Below are 26,457 nucleotides of genomic sequence, written 5' to 3' on the forward strand. Positions count from 1 at the left end.
CCATGGGCTACTACCTGCGCAAGCTCGCGTTCTACCTCACGGCGCTGTGGGCGGCGGTGACGCTGAACTTCGTCATCCCGCGGATGCTGCCGGGCAACCCGGTGGACATCCTGATGGCCAAGCTCCAGCAGCGCGGCGGATCCGTCGATCCCGCCGCGCGCACGGCCTACGAGACGTTGCTCGGCAGGGGTGGGCGCGAGTCGTTCGCCGAGGAGTACTTGGCCTACCTGGGCAACCTGCTGCGCGGTGACCTCGGGGTGTCGGTCAGCGCGTTCCCGGCGAAGGTGTCGGACGTGATCGGCGACGCGCTGCCGTGGACCGTGGTCCTGGTGGGGCTCGCGACGTTGATCTCGTTCCTGCTCGGGGTCGGGCTCGGCGCGGTCGTCGGGTGGAAGCGCGGCACCTGGCTCGACTCGCTGGTGCCCGCGACGACCGTGCTGTCGGCCGTGCCGTACTTCTGGCTGGCGCTGATCCTGGTCGCGCTGCTCTCGTCGCAGCTGGGCTGGTTTCCGCTCAACGGCGGCTACGACGTGGTGCTGGATCCCGGCTGGAGCCCCGAGTTCATCGGCTCGGCGATCTACCACGGCACGTTGCCCGCGCTGACGATCGTCATCTCGTCGATCGGCGGGTGGTTGCTGGGCATGCGCAACATGATGGTGTCGGCCATGTCGGAGGACTACGTGCTGACCGCGCGGGCCAAGGGCCTCACCGACAGCCGGATCATGGTCCGGTACGCGGCCCGCAACGCGGTCCTGCCGTCCGTCGCCGGGTTCGCCATCTCGCTCGGGTTCGTGGTGTCCGGGTCGATCGTCACCGAGCAGGTGTTCTCCTACCCCGGCATCGGCTCGAAGCTGCTGCAGGCCGTGCAGAACAACGACTACGCGCTCATGCAGGGGATCTTCCTGGTGATCACCATCGCGGTGCTCGGCGCCAACCTGGTCGTCGACCTGCTGTACGGGCTGATCGACGCCCGCACGAGGGACAGGAGCACCGTGTCATGACCTGGTCACCGAAACTGGCCACCGGTCTCGGGCTGGCGGCCGCGATCGTCCTCTTCGGACTGATCGGCCCCATGCTCACCGGCGACCCGGCCACGATCAGGGACATCGGCCTCACGCCACCGGGCGCTGAGCACGTTCTCGGCACGACGCTGACCGGCCAGGACGTCCTCGCCCAGCTCGCCGGCGCCACCCGCGGCTCGCTGTGGGTCGGCGTGCTCGTCGGTGTCATGGCGACCGTGCTGTCCGGGATCTTCGGCATCGTCGGCGCCTACGCGGGCGGTGTGGTCGACGAGGTCTTCTCGTTGTTCTCCAACGTGATGCTGGTGATCCCCGGTCTGCCGCTGGTCATCGTGGTGGCCGGGTTCGTCCCTGCCGACCGGCGCGGCACGTGGACGATCGCGCTGGTGCTCGCCATCACCGGGTGGGCGGCGGCTGCGCGCGTGCTGCGGGCGCAGACGTTGTCGTTGCGCACCAGGGACTACGTGGCCGCGGCGCGGGTGTCGGGTGAGAAGACGTGGCGGGTGATCTGCGTGGAGATCCTGCCGAACCTGCTGCCGATCCTCGCCTCCCAGTTCGTGTTCGCCGTGGTGCTCGCGATCCTCAGCGAGGCGGGGCTGTCGTTCCTCGGGCTCGGCGCCGCCAACGCGTCGACGCTTGGCACGATGCTCTACTACGCCCAGAACGGCTTCGCGCTGCAACGGGAGGCGTGGTGGTGGTTCGTGCCGCCAGGGCTCGTCATCGCGTTGCTCGGCGGTGCGCTGGCGCTCATCAACTTCAGCATCGACGAGATCATCAACCCGAGGTTGCGCGACCGGGCGCGGCGCAAGCGGGACGTGGTGGCAGTCGAGGCCGAGGTCGTCCCCGTCGACCCGGACGCCGTTCTCACGGTCAGGAACCTCAACGTCGTGTACCAGGCCGAGACGCCGGTGCACGCCGTCAAGGACGTGTCGCTGACCCTGCGCCGGGGCGAGATCCTCGGCCTGGCAGGCGAGTCCGGCTGCGGCAAGACCACGCTGGCCTACGCGATCAACCGCCTGCACCGGCCACCGGCCGAGGTCACGTCCGGATCCGTGACGTTCGAGGACTTCGACGTCCTGGCGCTGGAACCGGACGAGCTCAGGGAGTTCCGCTGGGTCCGGCTCTCGATGGTGTTCCAGGGCGCCATGAACTCGCTGAACCCGGTCACCCCGATCCGCGCGCAGCTGCACGACGTGCTGCGCACCCACCGGCCGGGGATGTCGACGCCCGACCGTGAGGTCAGGTGCGCCGAGGTGCTGCGGCTCGTCGGCGTCGACCCCGCTCGGCTCGGCGCGTACCCGCACGAGCTGTCCGGCGGCATGCGGCAACGGGTCATGATCGCCATGGCGCTGCTGCTCGACCCGCAGGTGATGATCATGGACGAGCCCACCACCGCGCTCGACGTCCTGGTGCAGCGCGAGATCCTGAACGAGATCAAGCGGCTGCGCGACGAGCTGCGGTTCGCGGTCGTCTTCATCACCCACGACCTGCCGCTGCTGCTGGAGCTGAGCGACCGGATCGCGGTGATGCGCGACGGCGAGGTCGTCGAGTACGCGACCGCGGAGGACATGTACCTGCGGCCGCGACATCCGTACACGCGTCAGCTGCTGGCCTCGTTCCCCAGCCTGACCGGCGAGGCAGGAGCGCTGATCACGTGACCACGCTGGAGGTTCGCGGCCTCACCAAGACCTTCCACAAGATCACCGCGGTCGACGACGTCTCGTTCACGCTCGCGCCCGGACGGACCGTCGCGCTGGTCGGCGAGTCGGGGTCGGGCAAGTCGACGATCGCGAGGATGATCGCCCGCCTGGTCCGCCCCACGTCGGGCGAGATCGTCCTGACCGGTCCTGACGGCGAACCGGTGCCGCGGCGGGGCTACCGCGACCACGTACAGATGATCTTCCAGGACCCGTTCGCGTCGCTCAACCCGTTCCACACGGTCGAACACCACCTCGCCAGGCCGTTGCGGCTGCACGGGCGGTCCCGTTCGGACGTGCCGCGACTGCTGGAGAAGGTGAGCCTGACAGCGGACTTCGCCCGCAGACGGCCGCACGAGCTGTCCGGCGGGCAACGGCAACGGGTCGCGATCGCCCGCGCGCTCGCACCGGGCGCCAAGGTGATCATCGCGGACGAGCCGGTGTCCATGCTGGACGTCTCGATCCGGCTGGGAGTGCTGAAACTCCTCGCCCGGCTGCAGCGCGAGGAGAACCTCGCCGTCCTCTACATCACGCACGACCTGGCCACGGCACGGCACTTCTCGGACGAGGTCCTGGTGATGCACCGGGGCCGGATCGTCGAACGCGGGTCGAGCGACGACGTGCTCGTGCGCCCGCAGGATCCCTACACCCGCCGGCTCGCCGCCGCCGCGCCCGACCCAGAAGCCCGCTTCCGCCAGGGAGGACAGTCTTGATCCGGCAGTACCTGCACGACGGCTGGCAGCTGACCGCGACGACGACCGAGGTGCCGGACAACCTCCTGGGCAGGACCGTGCCCGCGACGGTGCCCGGCAGCACCCATCTCGACCTGCTCGCGTCCGGGCTGATCACCGACCCGTTCCTCGACCAGGCCGAGGCCGAGCTGACCTGGATGCACCGCGCGGACTGGCGGTACGGCACCACGTTCCCGGCTCCCGCGGTCGCGTCCGGCCAGCGGGTGGATCTCGTGTTCGACGGCCTGGACACGATCGCCGCCGTCGAGCTCAACGGCCACCTGCTCGGCCACACCGCGAACATGCACCGGAGCTACCGGTTCGACGTCCGGCAGTTCCTCGTCGACGGCGGCAACGATCTCACCGTGTCGTTCTCGTCCGCCCTCGCGTACGCCGAGAAGACCGAGGCCGCGCTCGGCAGCCGTGCGCACGTGAACACCCACCCGTTCAACATGATCCGCAAGATGGCGTGCAGCTTCGGCTGGGACTGGGGGCCGGACCTGCAGACCGCGGGCATCTGGCGGCCGGTCCGGATGGAGCGCTGGCACACCGCGAGGCTCGCCCAGGTCCGCCCGGTCGTGACGGTGTCCCCGGACGGCACGGGGCACGTCGAGGTGCACGTCGACGTCGAGTGGGCCGAAGGCGAGAACCTGACATTGCGGATCTCCGTCGGGTCGTGCGAGCACACAGTCGCCGTTCCCGCGGGCCAGGAGACCGTCGTCGCGCGTCTCGACGTGCCAGAGGTGGAGCTGTGGTGGCCTGCGGGGTACGGCGCGCAACCGCTGTACGACCTGGAAGTCGAGCTCCGCTCGCCATCGGCCACTGTGGACGGTGTGACCAGGCGGATCGGGTTCCGCACGGTCACCGTCGACACGACACCCGACGAGATCGGCACGCCGTTCACGGTCGTGGTCAACGACGAACCCGTCTTCGTCAAGGGCACCAACTGGATCCCCGACGACCACTTCCTCACCCGGATCACCCGCGACCGGCTGGCACGGCGGGTGGACCAGGCCGTCGAGGCGCACGTCAACCTGCTGCGCGTGTGGGGCGGCGGGATCTACGAGTCCGACGACTTCTACGACGTGTGCGACGAACGCGGAGTGCTGGTGTGGCAGGACTTCCCGTTCGCGTGTGCCGCCTATCCGGAGGAAGAACCGCTGCGGACCGAGGTGGAGGCCGAGGCGCGGGAGAACGTCGCCCGGCTGATGTCGCACGCCTCGCTGGCGTTGTGGAACGGCAGCAACGAGAACCTGTGGGGTTACGCCGACTGGGGCTGGCCGTGGCAGCTCGACGGCAGGACCTGGGGCCTCGGCTACTACACCGAGCTGCTGCCGAGGATCGTGGCCGAGCTCGACCCGACCCGGTTCTACTGCCCCAGCAGCCCGTACAGCCCGGTGGAAGGCCTGCACCCCAACGACGAAGACCACGGCACGCGGCACGACTGGCAGGTCTGGAACGAAATCGACTACACGCACTACCGCGACCACGTGCCGCGGTTCTGCTCGGAGTTCGGGTTCCAGGGGCCGCCGACGTGGGCCACGCTGACCCGGTGGATCCACGACCACCCGCTGACACCGACGTCACCGAGCTTCCTCACGCACCAGAAAGCCGAGGACGGCAACGGAAAACTCGACCGCGGCCTCGCGGCGCACCTGCCGGTGCCGCAGGGGTTCCCGGACTGGCACTGGGCGACGCAGCTCAACCAGGCCCGCGCGGTGAGCTTCGGCATCGAGCACTACCGCTCGTGGTGGCCGCGCACGGCGGGCGCCGTCGTCTGGCAGCTCAACGACTGCTGGCCCGTCACGTCGTGGGCGGCGATCGACAGCGAGGAACGCCGCAAGCCACTGTGGTACGGGCTGCGGCACGCGTTCGCGCCGCGGATCCTGACCTTCCAGCCGCGCGACGGCCGCCTCGTGCTGATCGCCGTGAACGACCACGACGAGCCGTGGGACGCGCACATCACCCTGGACCGGCAGACGTTCCGCGGCGTCACGCTGCACCTGACTAGACTGCGCCGGACGGTGCCGCCCCGGTCGGCCGTCGCGCTCGACCTGGACGAACCGCTGCTGCAGCCAGTGCACGACGACGCGGAGGTGATGGTGGCGACCACCGCGGACGCGCGCACGATCCACGTGTTCCGGCCGGACACGGAGCTCGCGTACCACCCGGCTCCCCTGGTGGCCCAGGCGGAAGCAGTGCCCGGCGGCTATGAGGTCGAGGTGTCCGCCAAGGCGTTCGCGCAGGACGTGGCGATCCTGGCCGACCGGATCGCGCCCGACGCCGTCGTGGACGACATGCTCGTGCCGATGCTCGCCGGAGAGGTCCGCGTGTTCGGCATCCGCACGGACGCCGTCGTCGATCCCGCGGCCTTCACGGATCCGCTGGTTCTGCGCTGTGCCAACGACCTCGGCGTGGTGCCGTAGTGGAGGTCTCGCCGACCGGCGCGGTCGGGCTCGTGCTGGCCAGGCCCGCGCGGCTGCTGGGCGTCGAGCCGTTCTTCATGGAGTTCATCGCGGGCATCGAGGAACGGCTGGCCGAACGCGACCTCTCCGTGCTGCTGCACGTCGTGTCGGATCACGAAGCCGAGATCGCCGCGTACCGGCGGTGGGCGGCCCGCGGTCTCGTCGACGCGACGGTGGTCGTGAATCCCGTCGTGGACGACCCGCGTCCAGCCGTGCTGCGCGAACTGGGACTGCCGGCCGTCGTGGTCGGCGATGACCCGGACCTGCCCGCGGTGCGGACCGACCACGCCGGACCGGTCGCCGAGGCCCTCGGCCACCTGCTCGAGCTGGGTCACCGGCGGATCGCCAGGGTCACCGGGCCCTCGGCGTTGCAGCACACACGGGCGCGCACGGCGGCGTTGCTCTCCGGTTGCGCACAGGCCGGTGTCGAGCCGGTGATCGTCGAGGGCGACTACTCGGAGGAGGCGGGAGCCAAGCTCACCACGGCGTTGCTGAGTCTGCCCGAACCACCGACCGCGATCCTCTACGACAACGACGTGATGGCCGTGGCGGGCCTGGCCGCGGCCGCGTCGCTGGGTGTCGCGGTGCCCGCGCAGCTCAGCCTGGTGGCGTGGGACGACTCGACGTTGTGCCGCCTCGCCTCCCCGGCGCTGACGACGATGAGCGTCGACGTGCACCAGTTCGGCGTGGCGGTGGCGGAGTCGGTGCTCGAACGCATCGACGGCGTGCCCGTCACGCCGCGCTGGTCCCCCACCGCGCACTACGTCCCGCGCGGCACCACTGCACCGTCCCCTTAGGACGGTTTGCGGGCCAGCAACGTGAACGTGTTCGGCAACCGGCCCCGCCACGCCGCCGCGTCGAGATCACCCCAGCGCCAGAACGGTTCCGGGTGCTCGGCCAGGTGCCGCAGCTCCAGCCCTGCGCCGAGCACCGCCGTGACGATCTCGGCCAGCGTCGCCTGCCACTCCACCGCACCGTTGGCGGGGAACGTGTCGTTGACGTGCGACCGCTCGAAGTACCCGCGATCCGGCCGGATCCGCGGTTCGTCGGTGTCCCACGTCCACAGCGGCACCATCGGGTGCGCCTCGTGGACGAACAGGTGTCCGCCCGGCTTCAGCAGTCGGGCGACGTCCGCGGCCCAGGCGTCGAGGTCCGGCAGCCAGATCAGCGCACCCTTGCCGGTGTAGACCAGCTCGGTGCAGCCGTCCCGCAGCGGAGCACCCGGCAGCTCGGCGATCACGTACCGGCAGTTCACGCCCAGCTCGGTCGCCCTGCGTTGGGCCGCCGTGGCCGCCACCGAGCTGAAGTCGACCCCGACGACGGACCGGGCGCCTTCCGCGATCAACGCGATGTCGTCCAGGCCGTTCCCGCTCTGCAGGTGCACAACCGCAGGGTTCGAGGCCAGCAACGGCCGCAGCAGTGCGAGTTCGCACTCGACCAGCGACGAGGAGTTCCTGGCCTCGTCGAGCAGTTCCTGATGTTCGTCGACGTACTTCCGCGACGCCGTCTCCCACGCGATCCGGTTCCCCACGACGTTCACTATGCCGTGAAAGGATTTGCCCGTGGATGAGGGCGCCAACATCGTGATGGTCAACTCGGCGGGAGAAGTGCTGCTGTACCTGCGCGACGACAAGCCCACGATCAAGTTCCCGAACACCTGGTGCCTGCCCGGCGGCTACGTCGAGGAGGGTGAGCGGCCGGACGAGTGCATCCGGCGCGAGATCGAGGAGGAGATGGGCGTGGTGCTGGACGAGGTGCGCCATCTCGTCTCGGCGGCCCGCTCCTACGGCGTCGAGCACACGTTCTGGACCGAGATCGAGCTGGACCTCGACCACGTCGTCCTGACCGAGGGACAACGCCTGAAGTGGTTCACCAGGGCCGAGATCGAGGCGCACGAGCTCGGCTACGAGGACAACGCGATCCTCGCTGACTTCTTCACCGCGGGAACCCGCGCGCCGCGATCAGCAGAGCTTCGCTGACCGCCGCCTCCACCTCGGTGTCCGGATCGGCCTGGAACGCGTAGTGCTCCACGGCCGCCCGCAACGCGGCGTTGATCATCGCCGCGTGGACCGTGGCGGTCAGGTCGGGAGCGTGCAGTCCGCCGCGCCGGGCGAGGGCCTCGGCGAAGACCGGCTCTGCCTGCCGGTGCGCCTCCAGCCACACCGCGCGCAGGCCCGGCTCCGTCCTGGTCAGGCGGACGAGGTCCAACATCGATGCGCGGTCGATCGTGAGCCGGCCTGGTTGCCGCATCACCTCGATGAGCTCCGGGATGCCGTCCTCGTCGCGCCAGGAGCGCAGGCAGTCGGCGGCGAGCTCGATCGCGCCGGTCAGCAGCGGCATGACGCAGCTGTCCTTGGTCGGGAAGTACCGCCACAGCGTGCGCGCCGAGATGCCGGCCGCCGCCGCGATCTCCTCCGCCGACGTGGCGGCCACGCCCTTGGCGACGAACAGGCCCACCGCGGCGCGAGCCACGTCGAGACGGGTCTCGGCCTTGCGCCGCTCCGTGAGGGACGGACGTCCGATCGGCATGCCTCACGCTAACACTTTTTGACAGTCACTGCCTAGCTGGCGCACACTGCCAAAAAATAGTCGCAGATGGAGGCACCCATGAACAGCAGCGGGCTGGAAGGCAGCAGCGTCGTCGTCACCGGCGGCGGCTCGGGCATCGGCAGGGCGGCCGCCCTGCGCTTCGCCGGTGAGGGAGCGAACGTCGTGGTGGCCGACATCAACGCCGACGCCGCCAAGGCCGTCGTCGCCGAGATCGAGGCGGCGGGCGGGACCGCCGTGGCGGCGACAGGAGACCTCAGCGACCAGGCCGTGGCCGACGAGGTGGTCGCGACCGCGGTGACCACGTTCGGCGGCCTGGACGTCCTGGTGAACAACGCCGGGATCATGGACTCGATGTCCGCCGCGGCCGACGTGAGCGACGCCGAGTGGGAGCGGGTCATCCGGGTCAACCTCACCGCGCCGTTCCTGCTGACCCGCGCCGCGTTGCCGCACATGCTGGCCAAGGGCAAGGGCGCGATCGTGAACACCGCCTCGGAGGCGGGCCTGCGCGGCAGTGCCGCCGGCGCCGCCTACACCGCGTCGAAGCACGGCCTCGTCGGCCTCACCCGCTCGGTCGCGGTCATGTACCGCGACTCCGGCATCCGCGCCAACGCCATCGCGCCCGGCGGCACGAAGACCGGCATCACCGTGCAGGCGGACCCCACCGCACACGGCCCGCAAATCGTCGGCAGGTACATGGGGAACATCGGCCGCGCCGCCGAGGCGGACGAGCAGGCCGCTGCCATCGTGTTCCTCGCCTCCGACGCCGCCTCCAACATCAACGGTGTCGTGCTGCCCGTCGACAACGGCTGGGCCGCCGTCTAGACCAGCTCACGGTGCTGGGCAGGGTCAAGTCGGCGTAGACATGCGCGGGGCGCGTACTGATGGAGGCCTCGTCGTGCTGGTCCAGGCGTGGTAACCGAAGCCAACCCGAGCGGCACGTTCACGGCAAGGTCAACTCACCCGAGTTACAGACACAACTTCTGGCAAGGCGCCTGGTAGAGCGTCGCGGCTTGGTTGTGCTCCGTTTGAGTCGGGCAGAGGGCTGGGCGGTCTGGTGCTCGTTACCGAAAGCCCGGATGGTCGCGCTCTCACGAACGTCGCTGCCGAGATGGCGGTAGCGAAATGTTGACGTTTCTGATCACCCCAACTGCTGCCAATTGTGCAGTCGGCAGCCATGAGAGCGCGATCTTCATGATCGAAGCGCGGCTGCCTGCCGGCATCACTCTCACTGCCACATCCCAAGAGACAGCTGCGACACGTTACTGGCTCGTCGTGGGTGTTTTCCGTCGTCAGAGCGGCGGACGACACCCACGACTATCGTGCCGTGGGTGACCCGCAGCAAGACACCGGAAAGCACTCGGCAACGCATCCTCGACACCGCCGAGCGCATGTTCGCCGAGCACGGCGTCTTCTCCGTGTCCAACCGGCAGATCAGCGACGAGGCCGGTCTCGGCAACAACACGGCGGTCAGCTACCACTTCGGCAGCAAGGCCGAGCTGCTCCGCGCGATCTACCTGCGCCACAGCGAGCCGACGGAGCTGCTGCGCGACCAGGCGCTGGAGCGGCACGCCGGCAGCACCGACCTGCGCGACTGGCTGACCTGCTTCGTGCGGCCGTTCACCGACCACCTGGCGTCGCTCGGACCGAACAGCTGGTACGCCCGCTTCGTCGCCCAGCTCATGACGGAACCGAAGCTGCGCGAGCTCGGCCTCGTCCAGGTGGGTCAGACCTCGTCGCAGCGCACGGTCAGCGAGGGGCTGCACCGGTGCCTGCCCGATCTGACACCGGCCGTGCGCGCCGAACGCGACGAGATGGCCAGGGTGCTGATCGTGCACATGTGCGCCCGGCGGGAACAGGACCTGCCGGACGACAGCACCGAGGTCTGGAACTCGACCGCGACCGCGCTGATCGACGCTCTGGCGGGCTTGTACGAGGCTCCCGCCACACCACGGTGACTCGAATCGATCAGCTGACTCAGTCTGAGCCGATGAACGCGATCGCGGCCAAGAACTGCGCGACGTAAAGCCTTCGCGTCGCCGAACGCGGATTCCTGGCGTGGCCGTCAGTTCGCATCGCCGAGAACCTCGTTGATGCCATCACCCGCACCGCGGGAGACATTCCGACGGCCGCCGCGAGCGCGGCTCCCGGCAACGCGGCATGATCGATCTTCACAGCTTCTGTGCTCGCACACCAAAGCGGATCGGCACTCGCGTGCCGGTCCGCTTTGGATGGAAACGTCAGAGCGTCAAGCTCCAGCTGTCGATCGTGCCGACGTCCTCTGTCGCCGCATCACGCACCTGAAGCTTCCAGGTGCCGTTGCGGGCCTCCGACGACAGGTCGAGGGTGAAGGTCTGGTCGATGTCGTCCGCGCTGCCGCCCGAGCGGTTGGACAGCGAGTACGACGACCCGTCCGGCGCGATCAGGTCGACCACCAGGTCACCGCGGTAGGTGTGCTTGATGTGCACCTCCACCTTGCTGGAGGCCGACGCGTTGCCGGTGCAGCCCGAGAACGTGATCGACGACGACACCGTCGAGTTGTCCGGGATCGCCACGTCGGTGCCGTTCGTCTGCGTGCCACAGGTGGACGAGCCGACCGTCCACGTGAACGAGGCGCTGCCCGAACCACCGGCCGTCGCGGTCGCCGTCGCGGTCACGTTGTACGTGCCCGCAACGGTGGCCGTGCCGGAGATCAGGCCGGAGGAGCTGATCGACAGGCCGGTCGGCAGACCGGTCGCGGACCACGTGTACGGCGCGGTACCGCCGGACGCGGACAGCTGCAGGTTCGCCGTGCCGTTCAGGGCAGTGCTCTGCGCGCCGGGGTTGGTCACGGAAACACCGGGAACGCCACCGGAGTTGGTGCGCAGCAACAGGTTCGCCGAGCTCGTACCGGGGTTGCCGATCTTGTTCGGTGTGGCGGCCGCGATGATCGCGGCCTGCACTTCGGCCGGCGTCTTGGTCGGGTTGTCCGCCAGGTACAGCGCGGCCGCGCCCGCCACGTGCGGTGAGGCCATCGACGTGCCGCTCATCGTGGCGGTGCCGGTGTTGTTGTTGTAGGACGCGGAAACGATGTCCTGGCCGGGCGCGAACAGGTCGCTGCACGTGCCGTACGAGGAGAACGAGGCGCGGGCGTCGGTGCGGGTGCTCGCCATGACGTTGATCGTCTCGGTGACGCGCTGCGGCGAGTACTTGCACGAGTCGTCGTTGAAGTTGCCCGCCGCGACGACGTAGGTGACACCGCGCTGGATCGACGCGCGCACGGCATCGTCGAGCACGCGGCTCGGCTCGTTCGCGGTGCCGGTGTAGAGGCTCATGTTCGCGACCGCAGGCAGGACGGCGTTCGCGGTCACCCAGTCGACGCCCGCGGCCTCGGTGGACACGGAACCACCGCCCTGGCAGTCGAGCACGCGGACGGCCTTGAGCTTCACGTTCTTCGCGACACCAAAGGTCGCGCCGCCGACCGTGCCGGACACGTGCGTGCCGTGGCCCATGCAGTCCTTGCCGTTCTGGCCGTCGCTGAACGCGTCGAACCCGAACGTCGCCCGACCACCGAAGTCGGTGTGGTTGTAGTTGATGCCGGTGTCGATGACGTACGCGGTGACGTTGGAGGCGTCGGTGCTGTAGCTGTACTTGTTGTTCAGCGGCAGGTCGGTCTGGTCGACGCGGTCAATTCCCCACGACGGCGGGTTGAGCTGATCGGACAGGACCTGCACGGTCCGGTCCTGCTCGACGTAGAGCACGCCTGGGTCGGCGGCGAGGCGCTTGGCCTGCTTGGCCGACATGGTGGCGGAGAAGCCCTTGAAGGCGGCCCGGTAGGTGAACGCGATCTTGCCGCCGTAGCGCGCGGCCAGGCCGACGGCGCGGCCGCCGACCTCCGTGCGCGCCATGCCGTTGTCCTTCAGGACCACGATGTAGCTGTCCTGGACGGCGTTCGGCGCGCTCTCCGCGACGATGGGCCCTTCCGGCTGCGCGGCCGCGACCGGTTGGAACGCCAAAGCCGTGCCGACGGCGGCGATCGCCGCCACCCCGAGCGTGCGCAGGGTGCGTTGTCTCATCACTGCTCCTCATTCGCAGGGGAACCGCGTGCGAACGCGGGCCGGCCCTCGACAGCCCATGCAGATGCGTCACACGCGGTTGCGAAACAGCGGTAGTCCGTTAGCGGACGTGATGAATCTTTAGTTGAGACAACGGTGAGAACAAGCGACTTTAGAAGGGTTGTTCAGCCCGCGAGCGCGAAGAGGTCCTCTGGACGGCCAGACGACTTGAGCATCGCGAGCGACTGCTTCTCCAGCTGGCGGATCCGCTCGCGGGTCAGGCCGAGCTCCTCCGCGACCTCCTGGAGGGTGCGCTCGCGCCCGTCCTCCAGTCCGTACCGCAGCCGCATGATCCGGCTCTGCCGCTCGGGCAGAACGTCCAACAGCGACCGCACGCCCTGCTCGAACTGCTGGCGCTCCACGAGTTCCGGCGCGGACACGCCGTCGGTGTCCTGGATCAGGTCGGCCAGCACGGAGCCGCCGTCGTCGCCGATCGGCGTCTCCAGCGACACGCACGTGCGGGAGGCGTCGAGCAGATCCTGCACGCGCACCGCGGAAGTCTTGGCCTCGGCGGCGATCTCCTCGACGGTGGCCTCCCGGCCCAGCGCCGCGGACAGCTTCTGCCCGATCCGCTTGAGCTTGTTGACCTCCTCCACGACGTGCACCGGCAGACGGACCGTGCGCGTCTGGTCGGCCAGACCCCGTTCGATCGCCTGACGAATCCACCACATCGCGTAGGTGGAGAACTTGTAACCCTTGGCGTAATCGAACTTCTCGACCGCGCGGATCAGGCCGAGGTTGCCCTCCTGCACCACGTCCCCGAACGGCAGTCCGCGGAACGAGTGCTTCTTCGCGACCGACACGACCAGGCGCAGGTTCGCGCGGATCATGTGGTCCTTGGCGCGTTCGCCCTCGGCGGCGATGCGCCTGAGCGCACGGCGGTCGCGCGAGGTGTCGCCGGACTCCAGGAGGTGGGCGGCGTAGACCCCCGCCTCGATGCGCTTGGCCAGGTCGACCTCCTCGGACGCGGTCAGCAGCGGGGTGCGTCCGACGTCGCGCAGGTACTGGCCGACCGAGTCCGCGTCCTGCTGCCCGGACGCGCGGTTCTTCAGATCTGCGGGCATGACAAATCCCCCCGTTTCCGTTGGCAGGTGTGGCAGCCGAACTGGCTGCACGGTGTGTAACGGTTCAGAGGCCTTCTTCATTCCGCGGTTTCGGCTGTGACCTCAGCCTCACCAGCGTGATCGCGTGATGCTCGACCTGCCGCACCTCGATCCGCCAGCCGGACACCTCGACCACGTCACCGGGCTCCTCGGGGATCCGCCCGAGCAGCACCAGCACGAGACCCGCGATCGTCGCGTACGGGCCGGGTGGCGCGTCCCGCAGCTCGACGCCGACATCCACCAGGTCGTGGACGGGGAACGTACCGGGCAGCTCGATCGAGCCGTCCGGTCGCGTCCGCACCGCGACGACGTCCGGGTCGGTCTCGTCGTAGATCTCGCCGACGATCTCCTCGAGCAGGTCCTCCAGCGTCACGATGCCGTCGACCGCGCCGTGCTCGTCCACCACCAGCGCCATCTGCTCGTGCTCGGCTTTCATGCGCCGCAACGCGTCGGTGACCCGCACCGAGTCCGGCAGCACCATCGGCACCCGCACGACGTCGGCGAGCTTCACCTCGTCGTCGAGCAGGTCCCGCAGGTTCACCACGCCGGTCACGTCGTCCAGGTGACCGTCCTTGGTCACCGGAGCCCGTGAATGTCCGGACCGTGCCAGGATTTCCCGCGCGGCCGGGGTGGTCAAACCTTCCTCCAGCACGGTCACGAGCCGCCGCGGCACCAGCACCTCGCGCAGGCGCCGTTCGTGGATCTCCAGGGCGCCGGTCATGATCGTGCGCTGTTCCGGGTTCAGATGTTGTTGCACCTCAACGAGATCACGCAGCTCCTCCGGCGACATCTGTTGCTCTTCGACGTCCGGGTCGCCGCCGAAGATCCGCACCACGAGGTCGGTCGACCTGCTGAGCAACCACACCGCGGGCCGCGACACCGAGGAGAGCAGGTCCAGCGGGCGAGCGATGATCTTCGACCAGCGCACCGCGTACTGCATCGCGAGGCGCTTGGGCGCCAGTTCCCCGAACACCAGCGTGAAGAACGTGAGAACGATCGTGACGAGGGCGATCGCGACCCCGTCGGCGGCGCCGTCGAGGAACCCCAGCAGCGGAATGAGCGGCTGCGCGAGCGACACGGCCGCGGTTGCGGACGCCAGAAAGCCCGAGAGCGTGATGCCGATCTGGATGGTCGCGAAGTACCTGTTCGGATCACGTGCGAGGCGGACGAGCGTGCGGTGCCCGTCACGTTCCAGCGATCGCAGCTGGCCTTCGCGCAACGACACGAGAGCCATCTCGCTGCCCGCGAACGCCGCGTTGAGCAAGACCAGCACCGCGACCAGCGCGAGGTTGAAGCCGTAGCCGTCCACACGTTTGGGGTAGCACGCACGGTGGTATTTCGCGACCTGACGGCCATCTTGAGCAGCCAGGAGGGCCTGAACCGAACGAGGTGGGGATGGAGATGGATACTCCCGAGGTGCTGCGCGCCTCCGTGAGAACCGTGCACACCCTGCCGCAGGACCGGCCGAACCTCGTGGCCATGCGCACGTGGGTGTCGTCACTGCTGGGAGATGTTTCCGAGGACGTCCGGCTCGACGTCCTGCTGGTGTGCACGGAGCTGGCCAGCAACGCCTACGAACACGCTGATGGACCGCGGGTCCTGCGCGTTGAACGGCTCACGGACCTCATCCGGGTCGAGGTCGACGACGGCACCCCCGCCGAGCTTCCTCACCTCGGCGAGTCACGGCTGGGCGACTCGCGGGGCCGCGGGCTGATGCTGGTGGCCCAGCTCGCACGTTGCTGGGGCACGCGCGAGATGCCGCAAGGAAAAACCGTTTGGGCGGAGATCACCGCATAGGTCGTCTGTGCGTTTCGCACAGAGAAGTCATGACATCGCACGGATGGGTTCTGCCGCGGGGTTCTTCGACTCTTGATGCATGACAACGACACGAACCCCCAAGGCACCGGCCTTCTGGACGACCCCGCTGGTGCGCGCGTTCATCGATCGCTGGCCGATGGTGATCGCACTGGCCATCTCGTGGGACTTCTGGCTGACGCCGCTCGTGCCTCCCGTTTGGACGCTGGTGCTCTGCCAATCGGCGTACCTGTTGTGGGGCTGGCGGAAGCCACGGCTCCAGCTCGCGGTGCTCAGCGTGTACACGGCGCTGGCCGCCGCGGTGATCATGGTGACGCCGCACGCGCCCCACGTCGGCGTGCTGCTGATCGCGTTCGGCTGGGGCGCGCACGCCGTGTGGGATCTGGTGCACCACGTGCGCAACGCCGTCGTGCCGCGTTGGTGGTCGGAGTTCTGCGGTGTGTTCGACCTGGTCATCGCCGTCACGATCCTGCTGAAGTGGTTCTAGGCTGATGGCGATGAAAGATCTTCCGCACACCGCCCTGCGCGGAACCCTCCACGTGCTGTGGGTGGCGACGCTCGCCGTGCCGCTGATCGCGGTCCTGCGCGAGCCGTCGGCCACCCGCTGGCTCGGGGTCCTCGGCCTGCTGATCCTGGCCGTGGCGTACGCGGTGGCCCTGCGGGAGGCGAAGCTCTGGGTGCTCGTCGCCGCCACGCTGGTCTCGATTCCGCTGGTGGCGCCGGTCGGCCCCGACGAGATGTCGACGTGGGCGTGGATCGGCGGCGGTGCGGCGGGGTTCGCCCCGCTGCTGCTCTCCGGCGTGTGGCGGTGGATGGCCGCCATCGGCGCGGTCGTGCTGTCGGGCCTGGTCGGGTTCTTCGTGACCCGTGACCACACGACATACCAGATGATCGCGGCCGCGGTCGGGGCGACGATCATCGCGATGGCCGGGCTGCCGATGTGGTTCGCCGGGTTGCTCGCACAGGCGCGGGCCGGCCGGGAGGCGCAGGCGGAGCTCGCGGTCAGCGAGGAACGGCTGCGGTTCGCCCGTGACGTGCACGACCTGCTCGGGCACCGGCTGACGGTGATCGCGCTGAAGGCCGAGCTCGCCGGGCGTTTGGCCGAATCCGATCCCCAGCGCTCGGCCGCGGAGGCGTTCGAGGCCCAACGGCTCGCGTCCTCGGCGTTGGAAGAAGTGCGCGACGCGGTGCACGGGTACCGGTCGGTGAACTTCCCCGAACAGCTGGAAGCGGTGCGCGACGTCCTGACGGAAGCCGGCATCCGCTGCACCGTCACCGACGTCCCGGTGCACGGCGAGGGCGCCACGCAGCTCGCGCTGGCGTTGCGGGAGGCGTGCACCAACGTGCTGCGGCACAGTCACGCGACGTGGTGCATGATCGACGTCGCGGAGGAGGCCGGCGAGGTGCGGATGACCGTCACGAACGACGGCACCGAGAAGCCGTCCGGTGAGGGCAACGGGATCAGGGGCATGAACGAACGACTGGCTCCGGTCGGCGGCAAGGCGTCGACCGAGCTGTCCGGGGACGTGTTCACGTTGCAGGTCGTGGTGCCCGCGTGATCAGAGTGCTGCTGGCCGACGACGAGGAGCTGATCCGCGACGCGCTCGCGGCGCTCCTCGACCTGGAGCCGGACCTCGAGGTGGTGGCCCGCGCCGGTGACGGCAGGGCCGCTGTCGAGGCCGCGCGGGCCCACCGCCCGGACGTGGCCGTGCTCGACCTGCAGATGCCGGAGCTCGACGGCCTGGAGGTGACCGAGGAGCTGGCGCGGGTGCTGCCGTCGTGCGCCGTCGTGATCCTGACCGGCCGCGGCAGGCCGCCACACCTGCAGCAGGCCCTGCACGCGGGCGCGAAGGGGTTCCTGCCCAAGGGATCGCCCGGCGGCACGCTGGCCGACGTGATCCGCCGGGTGCACGGCGGCTCGCGCTGGGTCGACCCCGCACTGGCCGCCGACGCGCTGGCCGCTCCCCCGTGCCCGCTCACGCAACGCGAGCTGGAAGTGTTGCGGCTGACCGAGTTCGGCACTCCGGTCGCCGAGATCGCGTCCCGCACCTCGTTGTCCGCCGGGACCGTGCGCAACCACCTGTCCGCCGCCGTGACCAAGCTCGGGGTGGCGAACCGCGCGGAGGCGTTCCAGCTCGCGCATGAGCACGGGTGGTTGTAGGGACCGCGGAAAGTGGAACAGTTCGGCGCCGGTGCGCGGATCCGGTGTCAGGCTGGTTCCCGTGGGTGATCACGTCACGCTGCCGGCCGGCGCCGCGGGTGTCGAGTCGGCCTTCGCCGATCTCGTTGCCGGAGCGTGGGATCGGCTGTGCTCGCGGGTGTTCGTGCCGGCCTGGGACGCGCTCGCGGCACCGCTGCGGGCGAACTTCGCGGCATGCTCGCCCGGCCGGCCCGGGTTGCGCGGCGAGCTACCGCGCCACCTGTCGATCATCAGCCTCGGCGTCTTCTTGCGTTCACGCAGGCCCGTCATCGACGCACAGGTCAGTGCGCCACAGCGGAAGCTACGTTTTGAGACGCACCCGTACCGGGAATTGGTGTAGACCTTGCTAGTGAGGTGACCTCCTCACTACGGTCCGTGAGATCGCTCTCACAGACCTGCGGAGGACCGGGTGCGTGTAGTCGGAGTCGTCGTCCTGGCCGGTGCCCTGCTCACCGCCGGCCAGTCACATGCCTCTCCCCCACGGGCAGCGAACGCGCCTGCCGTCACGCTGATCACGGGCGACCAGGTGCTCACCGATCAGCGCGCGGTGAGACCCGCTCCCGGCCGCGAGCACATCCTGTTCACGACCTACACCGCCCAGGGCCACGAGTACGTCGTGCCGTCGGACGCCATGCCGTTGATCGCGGGCGGCCGCCTCGACGAGCGCCTCTTCGACGTCACCGAGCTCGCCACGTACGGCGGTGCTCTGCCCGTGATCGCCACCTATCCCGAGGGCACCCTCAGCACGCAGTCCGGCATCCAGCTGCGCAGCATCAACGGCGTGGCGTTCGACGCCGCCAAGACACCGCTCGCAGGCGGCCTGGCCACGAACGCCAAGAAGATCTGGCTCGACGCCAAGCGCCAGGCCAGCCTCGACCGCAGCGTCGCCCAGATCAACGCCCCCGCCGCCTACACCGCGGGCTTCACCGGCAAGGGCACCACCGTGGCCGTCCTCGACACCGGCGTCGACCAGACCCACCCTGACCTGAAGGACCGCGAGATCGGCGAGCGCAACTTCACGTCCTCCCCTGACGCGGGCGACCACTACGGCCACGGCACGCACGTGGCGTCGATCATCGCGGGCACCGGCGCGAAGAGCGGCGGCAAGTACCACGGCGTGGCACCGGACGCGCGCATCCTCGACGTGAAGGTGCTGGGGGACAACGGTTCCGGCCAGGACAGCGGGATCATCGCGGGCATGGAGTGGGCGGTCGAGCAGGGCGCCCAGATCGTCAACATGAGCCTCGGCGGCTACGACTCGCCCGAGATCGAACCGCTGGAAGAGGCCGTGAACCGCCTGTCCGCCGAGAAGGGCACGCTGTTCGTGATCGCCGCCGGCAACAGCGGCCCGAACGCGAGCACCGTCGGCTCACCGGGCTCCGCCGACGCGGCCCTCACCGTCGGCGCGGTCGACGACCGGAACCAGCTCGCGGAGTTCTCGAGCCGCGGCCCGACCAAGGCCGGCACGCTCAAGCCCGACCTCACCGCACCCGGCGTCGGCATCGTCGCCGCCCTGCACTCCGACGGCAGGATCGGCCGGCCCGTCGTCGACGGCTACACCTCGCTCGACGGCACCTCGATGGCCACGCCGCACGTCGCGGGCGCGGCGGCCCTGCTGCGTCAGCAGCACCCCGAGCTCACCGGCGCCGAGCTCAAGGCCCGGCTCACCGGCAGCACCACACCGACCGCGAAGCTGACGCCGTTCGAGCAGGGCTCCGGCCGCGTCGACGTCGCCAAGCTCATCAAGCAGAGCGTGACATCCACCCCGACCAGCCTCAGCTTCGGCTCGCACCGGTGGCCGCACACCGGCGAACCCGCGCTGTCCAAGGAGATCACCTACTCCAACGCGGGCACCGAGCCCGTGATCCTCGACCTCACGACCGAGACGACCGGCTCGCTCTTCAGCGTCTCCCCCGCCAAGCTCACCGTGCCCGCGGGCGGTTCCGCGAAGGCGACGATCACCGCCGACGTCGCCCGGCAGCCCGACGGCGGCGTGCTGGGCGGCGCGATCATCGCGAGCGGCGTGCGCACAGCCGTCGTCGTCGACCTGGAGACTGAGAGCTACGACGTCACGATCACCGCGACCCAGCGGTCCGGCGCGAAGTCGTCGCCCTCGTACGCGTTCCTGGTCAACGTCGACACCGGCGCCCGCGCCTGGCCGAACACCGAGACCGGCGTGGCCCGCCTGCCCAAGGGCCGCTACCTCCTCAACGGCGGCGTCATGACGTCGGACAGCCCCTACACCCACGACGCGATCAACTACCCGAACCTGACCGTCACCGGCGCCACGACGATCGACCTGGACGCACGGCAGGCCAGGCCGGTCCAGGTGACGCTCCCCGTCATCGCGCGACTCTCGTTGCTGCAGACCGGTTTCGAGCGGATCGTCAACGGAACCGCCTACACCATCGGCAACTTCTCGGTCGGCGGCGACATCTCCCACCTCGGCGTGGCGAGCCTCGGCCCGGACTCGGCCGAGGTCACCGGCAAGGTCGCGACGTTCTGGAACGCGGGCACCGACTTCTACGGCCTCGCCTGGTACCAGCGGGGACACGCCCCGAACGGCCTGACCAGGACCGTCGCTCGCAAGGATCTCGCCTCCGTCAAGGTCGACATGCCGCCGTTGAAGGCGGGCCAGAACGCCACGGTCGGCCACACCTCCGCTCCCGAAGGCCGCGCCGACTGGGGCTACGGCTCGCTCGACAACCTGGCCGCGGGTCAGCGCACCGAGTACTACGGCGGCGAGGGCGGCGACTGGTCGCGCAGATTCAACCTGTTCGACGAGAACGGCAACATCGGCGCACTGGTCACCCCGCTGCGGCACTACCGGCCAGGCCGGGAGTACCTGGAACCCTTCAACCGCGCGGTGTTCGGCCCCGCACTGCCCGAGACCCGCGTCGTCCCTCACACGTTCCGCACCGGCGACCTGATGCGCGTCACGATCCCGCTCTACGGCGACAACGCGGGCAACGAGGGCTACGGCCCCGTGACCTCCGCACGCACCACGGTGTACCGCGACGACACCAAGGCGTGCGAGACCGCCGAGGCGGGCTGGTGCCTGGCCGACGTCCAGCCGGGCGCCGCGAACTACCGCGTCGAGACGACCGCGACCCGCGCCACGCCGTTGAGCACCGAAGTGTCTGGCGTCTGGACGTTCCGCAGCGACACCACCGCGAAGCAGACCGCGCTGCCGCTGTCGGTCATCCGCTTCACCCCGCAGCTCGACGACGACGGCTTCGCTCAGGCAGGCCGGATGCTGGCGGTGCCGATCTCGACCCAGTCGCAGACCGGTTCGGTGCGCGTCACGTCCGTCCAGGTCTCCTACGACGGCGGCACGACGTGGCGCTCGACGCCCGTGACGAGCGGACGCGTGCTGCTGGCTCACCCGAGGGACGCGAAGTCGGTATCGTTGCGCGCCAAGGCGTCCGGCCACGGCCAGACCGTCGAGCAGACGATCATCAACGCGTACCTGTTGCGCTGACGGGGGTTCGGGTGCGGGAACTGACCGACGAGATGGTCGTCGACCGGTTCCCGCCTGCCCGCACCCCGGCCCCACCGGGCGATCTCCACATCCCCGGCCGTCACGTCGCCGAGGCCGCCCGGCATCCCGACGGCCGGCTCGCGGTCATCACCTGGTCGTCGCCGGAGATCGATCCCGGCCTGCTCTACCCGGCACTCCACGTGATCGAGAACGGCGAGATCACCGATCTCGGCCCGACCCCCGCCGACGCCGGTTCGCCCGTGTGGTGGGGCGACGAGATCGTCTACCTGGCCCTGACACCACCACATCTGCAGGGCGGCAAGGCTGTCTTCGACCAGCGCCACCGCAATCTCACCGCAGGTATGCCAGCGTGCCCGGTCGACCTCGTCCAGGACGACGGCAACGCGCCGATCATGGTCGTCGCCGCCGGGCTCGACACCGAGTTCCACCGTCTCGGCCGAGGACTCCTGGCCCGCGTCACGGGAGGTCACAGGCGACAGGTCAGCCTCGACGATGTCCCGTGGGGCCACCAGGAGCGTCTCCGCTACGAGGCCTCCGACGGTCTCGAACTCGACGCGCTCCTGGTGCTCCCGGTCGGCAAGACAAGAGACGACGGCCCATTCCCACTCATCACCCTCGTCCACGGCGGCCCGTACGACCGGTGGGCCGACGAGCGCCAGCTGCAGTGGGTCCCGTCGGCGCAGTGGTTCGCGCACCAGGGTTTCGCGAGCTTCCTGCCCAACCCCAGGGGCAGTCTGGGCAGGGGCCACGAGTTCGCGGCGGCGGTCGCCGGGCGCGTCGGCCAGGAGGAGTGGCACGACATCGAGACCGGGATCGACCTGCTGATCGCTCGGGGAGTCGCCGATCCCGAACGGCTCGGCATCGCGGGCTGGAGCCACGGCGGGTTCATGGCCGCGTGGGCGACGACCCGAACCGACAGGTTCAAGGCCGCGCTGGTCGGTGCGGGAATCTCCGACTGGCCGAAGCAGATCGCGAACGGCGAGTGGGGCGCGTTCGAGGCAGCCCTCGGCGACAGCCCCGAGCACAGCCCGATCACCTACGCCGACCGGATCCGCACACCGCTCCTCATCGTGCACGGCGCCGAAGACACCAACGTGCCGGTGGAACAAGCCGAACTCCTGCACCGCGCGGTGAAGCACTCCGAACTCGTCGTCTATCCCGGCGAAGGGCACTCGCTGCGGCAGCGGCAGCACAGGCTCGATCTGCTGAACCGAACCAGGAGGTTGTTCGCGAACCTCTGAGGCTGCGCAAGCCTTGCGCAACGACCGCAAGCCCGCAGCAAGCCCACGCAAGCGCGCCCCTCGAAACCGAATCGAATTTTGAGGGACGTTCGGGGGCAAATCTCCTCCTCTAGGCACCCTCGACCGCGTTCGACGACACGTCTTTCCTGTTCAGAGGGCTCTGTCGCAAATTTGCGCAATCACGTCGACATATTGCGGTAATCTGCTCGGCACTTCTACGGTGAAGCGCGCCACACCCCCTCGCGAAGGGCCAAGCACGCCATGTCACCGACGACACGCGCTCGCTCCCTGCCAGCCCCGTTGACCGCCCTGACGCTCACGGCACCAACGCTCGTCATCACCCCTGCCACGCAAGCCGCGCCCGTGAGCCTCGATCTGCGGAAGCAGACCCGCATCGACCAGGTCACGCTCAAGGCGCCCCGCACCGGCACGGAAACCTTCGCCGCGCAGACGAGCCTCGACGGCAGAGGCTGGTCGACGCTCGTGGCGGAGCGACCACACCGGCACGTCCGCGCAACCAACACGACAGCGAAGATCGAGATCCACGAGGCAGCCGCGAGCGCGAAGCCAGAACCGGGTCAGCGACCTGCCGTGGGCGCGGTGACCACCAACGGGATCCGGTTCAGCGACAACTTCCAGGACATCAGGAACACGACCACCACCTTCACGATCACCATCAACTGATTTCCCTGCCGTAGAAGGACAATTACATGAAGAACACGCTACTGAGGCGTGCGGTGAGCGCTGCGCTCGTCACCGCACTGGCCCTCTTCGGACTGACACCTTCGGCAGGAGCGGCAGTCGTCAGGCTGTCCGCCACCCTGACCGCGTCGAGCAGCAACGGCCCGTACGGCGCCGGAAACGCCGGTGACGGCAACCAGGGCAGCTACTGGGAGAGCACGAACAACGTGTTCCCGCAATGGATCCAGGCCGACCTGGGCACCGCGAGGGACGTCAGCAAGGTCGTGCTGCGCCTGCCCTCGAACTGGGAACAGCGCACACAAGCCCTTGCCGTGCAGGGAAGTCAGAACGGCTCGCAGTTCACCGACATCTCCGGCTCCGGCGGCAGGGTGTTCTCGCCCGCCGCGAACAACACCGTGACGCTGGACTTCGCGGCGACCAGCGTCAGGTACGTCCGGGTCACGATCACCGCGAACACCGGCTGGCCCGCCGGTCAGCTCAGCGAGTTCGAGGTGCACGGCGAATCAGGCCCGGTCGACCCGCCGCCCGCAGGAGACAACCTGGCGCTGGGCAAGCCGGTCGAGGAGTCCGGGCACGTGCACGACTTCGTGGCGGCCAACGCCGTCGACGGCAACACCGGCATGTACTGGGAATCCAACGGCTTCCCCGGTGACCTGACCGTGAAGCTGGGCGCGAACGCGGACCTGTCGTCGGTCGTCGTGAAGCTCAACCCGGACCCGATCTGGGGCGCGCGCACGCAGAACTTCGAGGTGCTGGGCAGGGACTCGGCCGCCACGGAGTTCGCGACCCTGAAGGCTCGCGCCGACTACCGGTTCGACCCGGCCACCGGCAACACGGTGACGATCCCGGTCACCGGCCGGGCAACCGACCTGCGGCTGCACTTCCACTCGAACACGGGCGCGCCCGGCGGCCAGGTCGCGGAGCTCCAGGTGTTCGGTTCTGCCGCACCGGCTCCCGACCTGACCGTCACGAACCTGACGTGGACGCCCACCAGCCCGACCGAGACCGACGCGATCAGGCTGACCGCGACCGTCCGCAACGGCGGCACGTTGGCGTCCGGAGCAACGAGCCTCAACGTCACGCTCGGCGGCAACAACGCGGGCATCGCCCAAGTCGGCGCGCTCGCTGCCGGAACCACCACCAGCGTCACCGTCGACGTGGGCCGGAGGGGTGCCGGGTCCTACCCGGCCGCGGCCACCGTGGACCCGGCCAACCAGGTCGCGGAGACCAACGAGGGCAACAACACCTTCACCTCCGGCTCTCCCCTGGTCGTCGGCCAGGCTCCCGGCCCGGACCTGCGGATCACCGGCATCACGCCGAACCCGTCGTCGCCGTCCGCCGGCCAGCAGGTGACGTTCGCGGTGCAGGTCGACAACCGCGGAACGTCGGCGGCCGCCGCCTCGGTGACCCGCGTGGTCGTCGGCAGCAGCACGCTCACCGCCAACACCGCAGCGATCAACGCCGGTCAGACCGCGACGGTCACCGTCGGCACCTGGACCGCCACCAACGGCGGTGCCACGGCCACGGCGACCGCGGACGCGACCGGCCTGGTCGCGGAGACCGACGAGAACAACAACACCGCGACGCAGTCCATTGTGGTCGGACGTGGCGCTTCGGTTCCGTTCACCAGCTACGAAGCCGAGAACGGCCGCTACCAGGGCCAGCTCCTGGAGGCCGACGCGAAGCGCACGTTCGGGCACACCGACTTCGGGTCGGAGTCGTCCGGCCGCAAGTCGGTGCGGCTCGACGCGCAGGGCCAGTTCGTGGAGATCACCTCGACGGTCGGCACGAACTCGATCGTCGTCCGCAACTCGATCCCGGACGCGGCCGCCGGCGGTGGCCAGGAGGCGACGATCAGCCTGTACGCCAACGACCGGTTCGTGCAGAAGCTGACGCTGTCGTCACGGCACAGCTGGCTCTACGGCACGACCGACGACCCCGAGGGCCTCACGAACCGGCCGGGTGGTGACGCCCGCAGGTTGTTCGACGAGTCGTCCATCCTGCTGCCGGACTCCTACCCGGCGGGCACCCGCTTCAAGCTGCAGCGCGACGCGGGTGACAACGCGCAGTTCTACGTCATCGACCTGATCGACCTGGAGCAGGTCGCGCCGCCGGCGCCGAAGCCGGCGGAGTGCGTGTCGATCACTCAGTACGGCGCCACGGCGAACGACCAGACCGACGACGCGGACGCCATCCAGCGCGCGGTCACCGCCGACCAGAACGGCGAAATCCCGTGCGTCTGGATCCCGGAGGGCAGGTTCCGGCAGGAGAAGAAGATCCTCACGCGGTTCAACTCCGGCGGCTACAATCAGGTCGGCATCCGCAACGCCACGATCCGCGGCGCGGGCATGTGGCACTCGCAGCTGTTCTCGCTGATCCAGCCGCAGGACGCGAACACGATCAACCACCCGCACGAGGGCAACTTCGGGTTCGACATCGACGACAACGTGCAGCTGTCCGACATCGCGATCTTCGGCTCCGGCCGCATCCGCGGCGGCGACGGCAACGCAGAGGGCGGCGTGGGGCTGAACGGCCGGTTCGGCAAGAACACGAAGATCACCAACGTGTGGATCGAGCACGCCAACGTCGGTGTCTGGGTCGGCCGCGACTACACGAACCTGCCCGACCGCTGGAACCCCGGCGACGGCCTGCAGTTCAGCGGCATGCGCATTCGCGACACCTACGCCGACGGCATCAACTTCACCAACGGCACGCGCAACTCCACGGTATTCAACTCGTCGTTCCGCACCACGGGCGACGACGCGCTCGCGGTGTGGGCGAGCAAGTACGTGAAGGACCAGACCGCGGACGTGGGCCGCAACAACGCGTTCCTCAACAACACGATCGCGTTGCCGTGGCGTGCCAACGGAATCGCGATCTACGGCGGCTCCGGCAACCGCGCGGAGAACAACGTCGTGTCCGACACGGCGAACTATCCCGGCATCATGCTGGCGACCGACCACGACCCGCTGCCGTTCTCGGGCGAGACCCTGCTCGCGAACAACGCCCTGATCCGCACCGGTGGCGCGTTCTGGGGCGAGCAGCAGTTCTTCGGCGCCATCACGTTGTTCGCGCAGAACCTGCCGATCCCCGGTGTCGTCATCCGCGACACCGAGATCGCCGACTCCACCTACGACGGAATCCAGTTCAAGGGCGGTGGCGGCGAGATGCCGAACGTGCAGATCACCAACGTGCGCGTCGACAGGTCCAACAACGGCGCGGGCATCCTCGCCCAGGGCAGCGCACGTGGTTCCGCTCGCCTGACGAACGTCACGATCACCAACTCCGCGAAGGGCGACGTCGTCGTGGAGCCGGGGTCGAGCTTCGTCATCAACTGAGTC

General features: G+C 69.3%; 23 protein-coding genes. 17 read left to right on the forward strand and 6 right to left on the reverse strand.

Annotated elements, in window-relative coordinates:
* The first annotated feature begins 2 nt into the window (after positions 1–2).
* From JOD27_RS34085 to JOD27_RS34105, 5 genes are read left to right on the forward strand one after another with little or no spacing between them, the layout of a single operon-like run.
* On the forward strand, positions 3–1,001 hold the full coding sequence (locus JOD27_RS34085; protein WP_204766434.1) for an ABC transporter permease: 999 nt from the start codon (positions 3–5) through the stop codon (positions 999–1,001).
* The gene (locus JOD27_RS34090) at positions 998–2,677 is read left to right on the forward strand and encodes a dipeptide/oligopeptide/nickel ABC transporter permease/ATP-binding protein (RefSeq protein ID WP_204766435.1); all 1,680 of its coding nucleotides are present in this window, start codon (positions 998–1,000) and stop codon (positions 2,675–2,677) included. Before JOD27_RS34085 ends, JOD27_RS34090 begins: the two co-directional genes overlap by 4 nt.
* Entirely contained in the window at positions 2,674–3,429 is a 756-nt protein-coding gene (locus JOD27_RS34095) for an ABC transporter ATP-binding protein (protein ID WP_204766436.1), read from the forward strand. The genes JOD27_RS34090 and JOD27_RS34095 overlap by 4 nt, the downstream gene beginning before the upstream one ends.
* On the forward strand, positions 3,426–5,873 hold the full coding sequence (locus tag JOD27_RS34100; protein ID WP_204766437.1) for a glycoside hydrolase family 2 protein: 2,448 nt from the start codon (positions 3,426–3,428) through the stop codon (positions 5,871–5,873). The genes JOD27_RS34095 and JOD27_RS34100 overlap by 4 nt, the downstream gene beginning before the upstream one ends.
* Positions 5,873–6,709 (forward strand): LacI family DNA-binding transcriptional regulator, encoded by an 837-nt coding sequence (locus JOD27_RS34105; RefSeq protein ID WP_204766438.1) that lies wholly within the window; start codon positions 5,873–5,875, stop codon positions 6,707–6,709. Before JOD27_RS34100 ends, JOD27_RS34105 begins: the two co-directional genes overlap by 1 nt.
* Here JOD27_RS34105 and JOD27_RS34110 read toward each other — a convergent pair.
* Positions 6,706–7,443: a class I SAM-dependent methyltransferase gene (locus JOD27_RS34110; RefSeq protein WP_204766439.1), complete on the reverse strand. Its 738-nt coding sequence runs from the start codon at positions 7,441–7,443 to the stop codon at positions 6,706–6,708. The two genes, JOD27_RS34105 and JOD27_RS34110, sit on opposite strands and share 4 nt — an antisense overlap.
* Positions 7,444–7,474: 31 nt before the next feature.
* Here JOD27_RS34110 and JOD27_RS34115 point away from each other — a divergent pair, with 31 nt between their 5' ends.
* Positions 7,475–7,891 carry an NUDIX domain-containing protein gene (locus JOD27_RS34115; protein WP_204766440.1) on the forward strand — a complete coding sequence of 139 codons (417 nt, stop codon included), beginning with the start codon at positions 7,475–7,477 and terminating at the stop codon, positions 7,889–7,891.
* On the opposite strand, the gene JOD27_RS34120 is transcribed toward JOD27_RS34115, so the two are convergent.
* Positions 7,848–8,441 carry a TetR/AcrR family transcriptional regulator gene (locus JOD27_RS34120; RefSeq protein ID WP_204766441.1) on the reverse strand — a complete coding sequence of 198 codons (594 nt, stop codon included), beginning with the start codon at positions 8,439–8,441 and terminating at the stop codon, positions 7,848–7,850. The two genes, JOD27_RS34115 and JOD27_RS34120, sit on opposite strands and share 44 nt — an antisense overlap.
* A 78-nt stretch (positions 8,442–8,519) precedes the next feature.
* Here JOD27_RS34120 and JOD27_RS34125 point away from each other — a divergent pair, with 78 nt between their 5' ends.
* Together JOD27_RS34125 and JOD27_RS34130 are read left to right on the forward strand one after the other, a co-directional pair.
* On the forward strand, positions 8,520–9,284 hold the full coding sequence (locus JOD27_RS34125) for an SDR family NAD(P)-dependent oxidoreductase (RefSeq protein WP_204766442.1): 765 nt from the start codon (positions 8,520–8,522) through the stop codon (positions 9,282–9,284).
* Positions 9,285–9,790: 506 nt separating this feature from the next.
* Positions 9,791–10,417, forward strand: a complete 627-nt coding sequence (locus JOD27_RS34130; RefSeq protein WP_307830486.1) for a TetR/AcrR family transcriptional regulator — start codon at positions 9,791–9,793, stop codon at positions 10,415–10,417.
* A 19-nt stretch (positions 10,418–10,436) separates the two neighbouring features.
* Here JOD27_RS34130 and JOD27_RS34135 read toward each other — a convergent pair whose 3' ends face one another.
* From JOD27_RS34135 to JOD27_RS34150, 4 genes are all read right to left on the reverse strand, one after another.
* On the reverse strand, positions 10,437–10,634 hold the full coding sequence (locus JOD27_RS34135; RefSeq protein ID WP_204766443.1) for a hypothetical protein: 198 nt from the start codon (positions 10,632–10,634) through the stop codon (positions 10,437–10,439).
* A 65-nt stretch (positions 10,635–10,699) separates the two neighbouring features.
* A complete protein-coding gene (locus tag JOD27_RS34140) occupies positions 10,700–12,514 on the reverse strand; it encodes a S8 family peptidase (RefSeq protein ID WP_204766444.1) in 1,815 nt (604 codons plus the stop codon).
* Between the two features lie 164 nt (positions 12,515–12,678).
* Complete coding sequence (locus tag JOD27_RS34145; protein ID WP_204766445.1) at positions 12,679–13,617, reverse strand: sigma-70 family RNA polymerase sigma factor; 939 nt, start codon at positions 13,615–13,617, stop codon at positions 12,679–12,681.
* Positions 13,618–13,681: 64 nt separating this feature from the next.
* A complete protein-coding gene (locus tag JOD27_RS34150) occupies positions 13,682–14,965 on the reverse strand; it encodes a hemolysin family protein (RefSeq protein ID WP_204766446.1) in 1,284 nt (427 codons plus the stop codon).
* An 86-nt stretch (positions 14,966–15,051) separates the two neighbouring features.
* Here JOD27_RS34150 and JOD27_RS34155 point away from each other — a divergent pair, with 86 nt between their 5' ends.
* The 9 genes from JOD27_RS34155 (at position 15,052) to JOD27_RS34195 (ending at position 26,454) form a co-directional block, all read left to right on the forward strand.
* Positions 15,052–15,453, forward strand: a complete 402-nt coding sequence (locus JOD27_RS34155; protein WP_204766447.1) for an ATP-binding protein — start codon at positions 15,052–15,054, stop codon at positions 15,451–15,453.
* Positions 15,454–15,532: 79 nt separating this feature from the next.
* Positions 15,533–15,958, forward strand: a complete 426-nt coding sequence (locus tag JOD27_RS34160) for a hypothetical protein (protein ID WP_204766448.1) — start codon at positions 15,533–15,535, stop codon at positions 15,956–15,958.
* 10 nt (positions 15,959–15,968) lie between these two features.
* A complete protein-coding gene (locus JOD27_RS34165) occupies positions 15,969–17,030 on the forward strand; it encodes a sensor histidine kinase (RefSeq protein ID WP_204766449.1) in 1,062 nt (353 codons plus the stop codon).
* A complete protein-coding gene (locus JOD27_RS34170) occupies positions 17,027–17,632 on the forward strand; it encodes a response regulator transcription factor (protein ID WP_204766450.1) in 606 nt (201 codons plus the stop codon). The genes JOD27_RS34165 and JOD27_RS34170 overlap by 4 nt, the downstream gene beginning before the upstream one ends.
* Before the next feature lie 61 nt (positions 17,633–17,693).
* Positions 17,694–18,011 (forward strand): hypothetical protein, encoded by a 318-nt coding sequence (locus tag JOD27_RS34175; protein WP_204766451.1) that lies wholly within the window; start codon positions 17,694–17,696, stop codon positions 18,009–18,011.
* Positions 18,012–18,080: 69 nt separating this feature from the next.
* Positions 18,081–21,152, forward strand: a complete 3,072-nt coding sequence (locus JOD27_RS34180) for a S8 family peptidase (RefSeq protein ID WP_204766452.1) — start codon at positions 18,081–18,083, stop codon at positions 21,150–21,152.
* Positions 21,153–21,163: 11 nt separating this feature from the next.
* Positions 21,164–22,414 carry an alpha/beta hydrolase family protein gene (locus tag JOD27_RS34185; RefSeq protein WP_307830487.1) on the forward strand — a complete coding sequence of 417 codons (1,251 nt, stop codon included), beginning with the start codon at positions 21,164–21,166 and terminating at the stop codon, positions 22,412–22,414.
* Positions 22,415–22,777: 363 nt separating this feature from the next.
* Positions 22,778–23,098: a hypothetical protein gene (locus JOD27_RS34190; protein WP_204766453.1), complete on the forward strand. Its 321-nt coding sequence runs from the start codon at positions 22,778–22,780 to the stop codon at positions 23,096–23,098.
* Positions 23,099–23,124: 26 nt separating this feature from the next.
* On the forward strand, positions 23,125–26,454 hold the full coding sequence (locus JOD27_RS34195; protein ID WP_204766454.1) for a CARDB domain-containing protein: 3,330 nt from the start codon (positions 23,125–23,127) through the stop codon (positions 26,452–26,454).
* Positions 26,455–26,457: the final 3 nt, after the last annotated feature.

Source organism: Lentzea nigeriaca, from assembly GCF_016907955.1.
Classification (GTDB): domain Bacteria; phylum Actinomycetota; class Actinomycetes; order Mycobacteriales; family Pseudonocardiaceae; genus Lentzea; species Lentzea nigeriaca.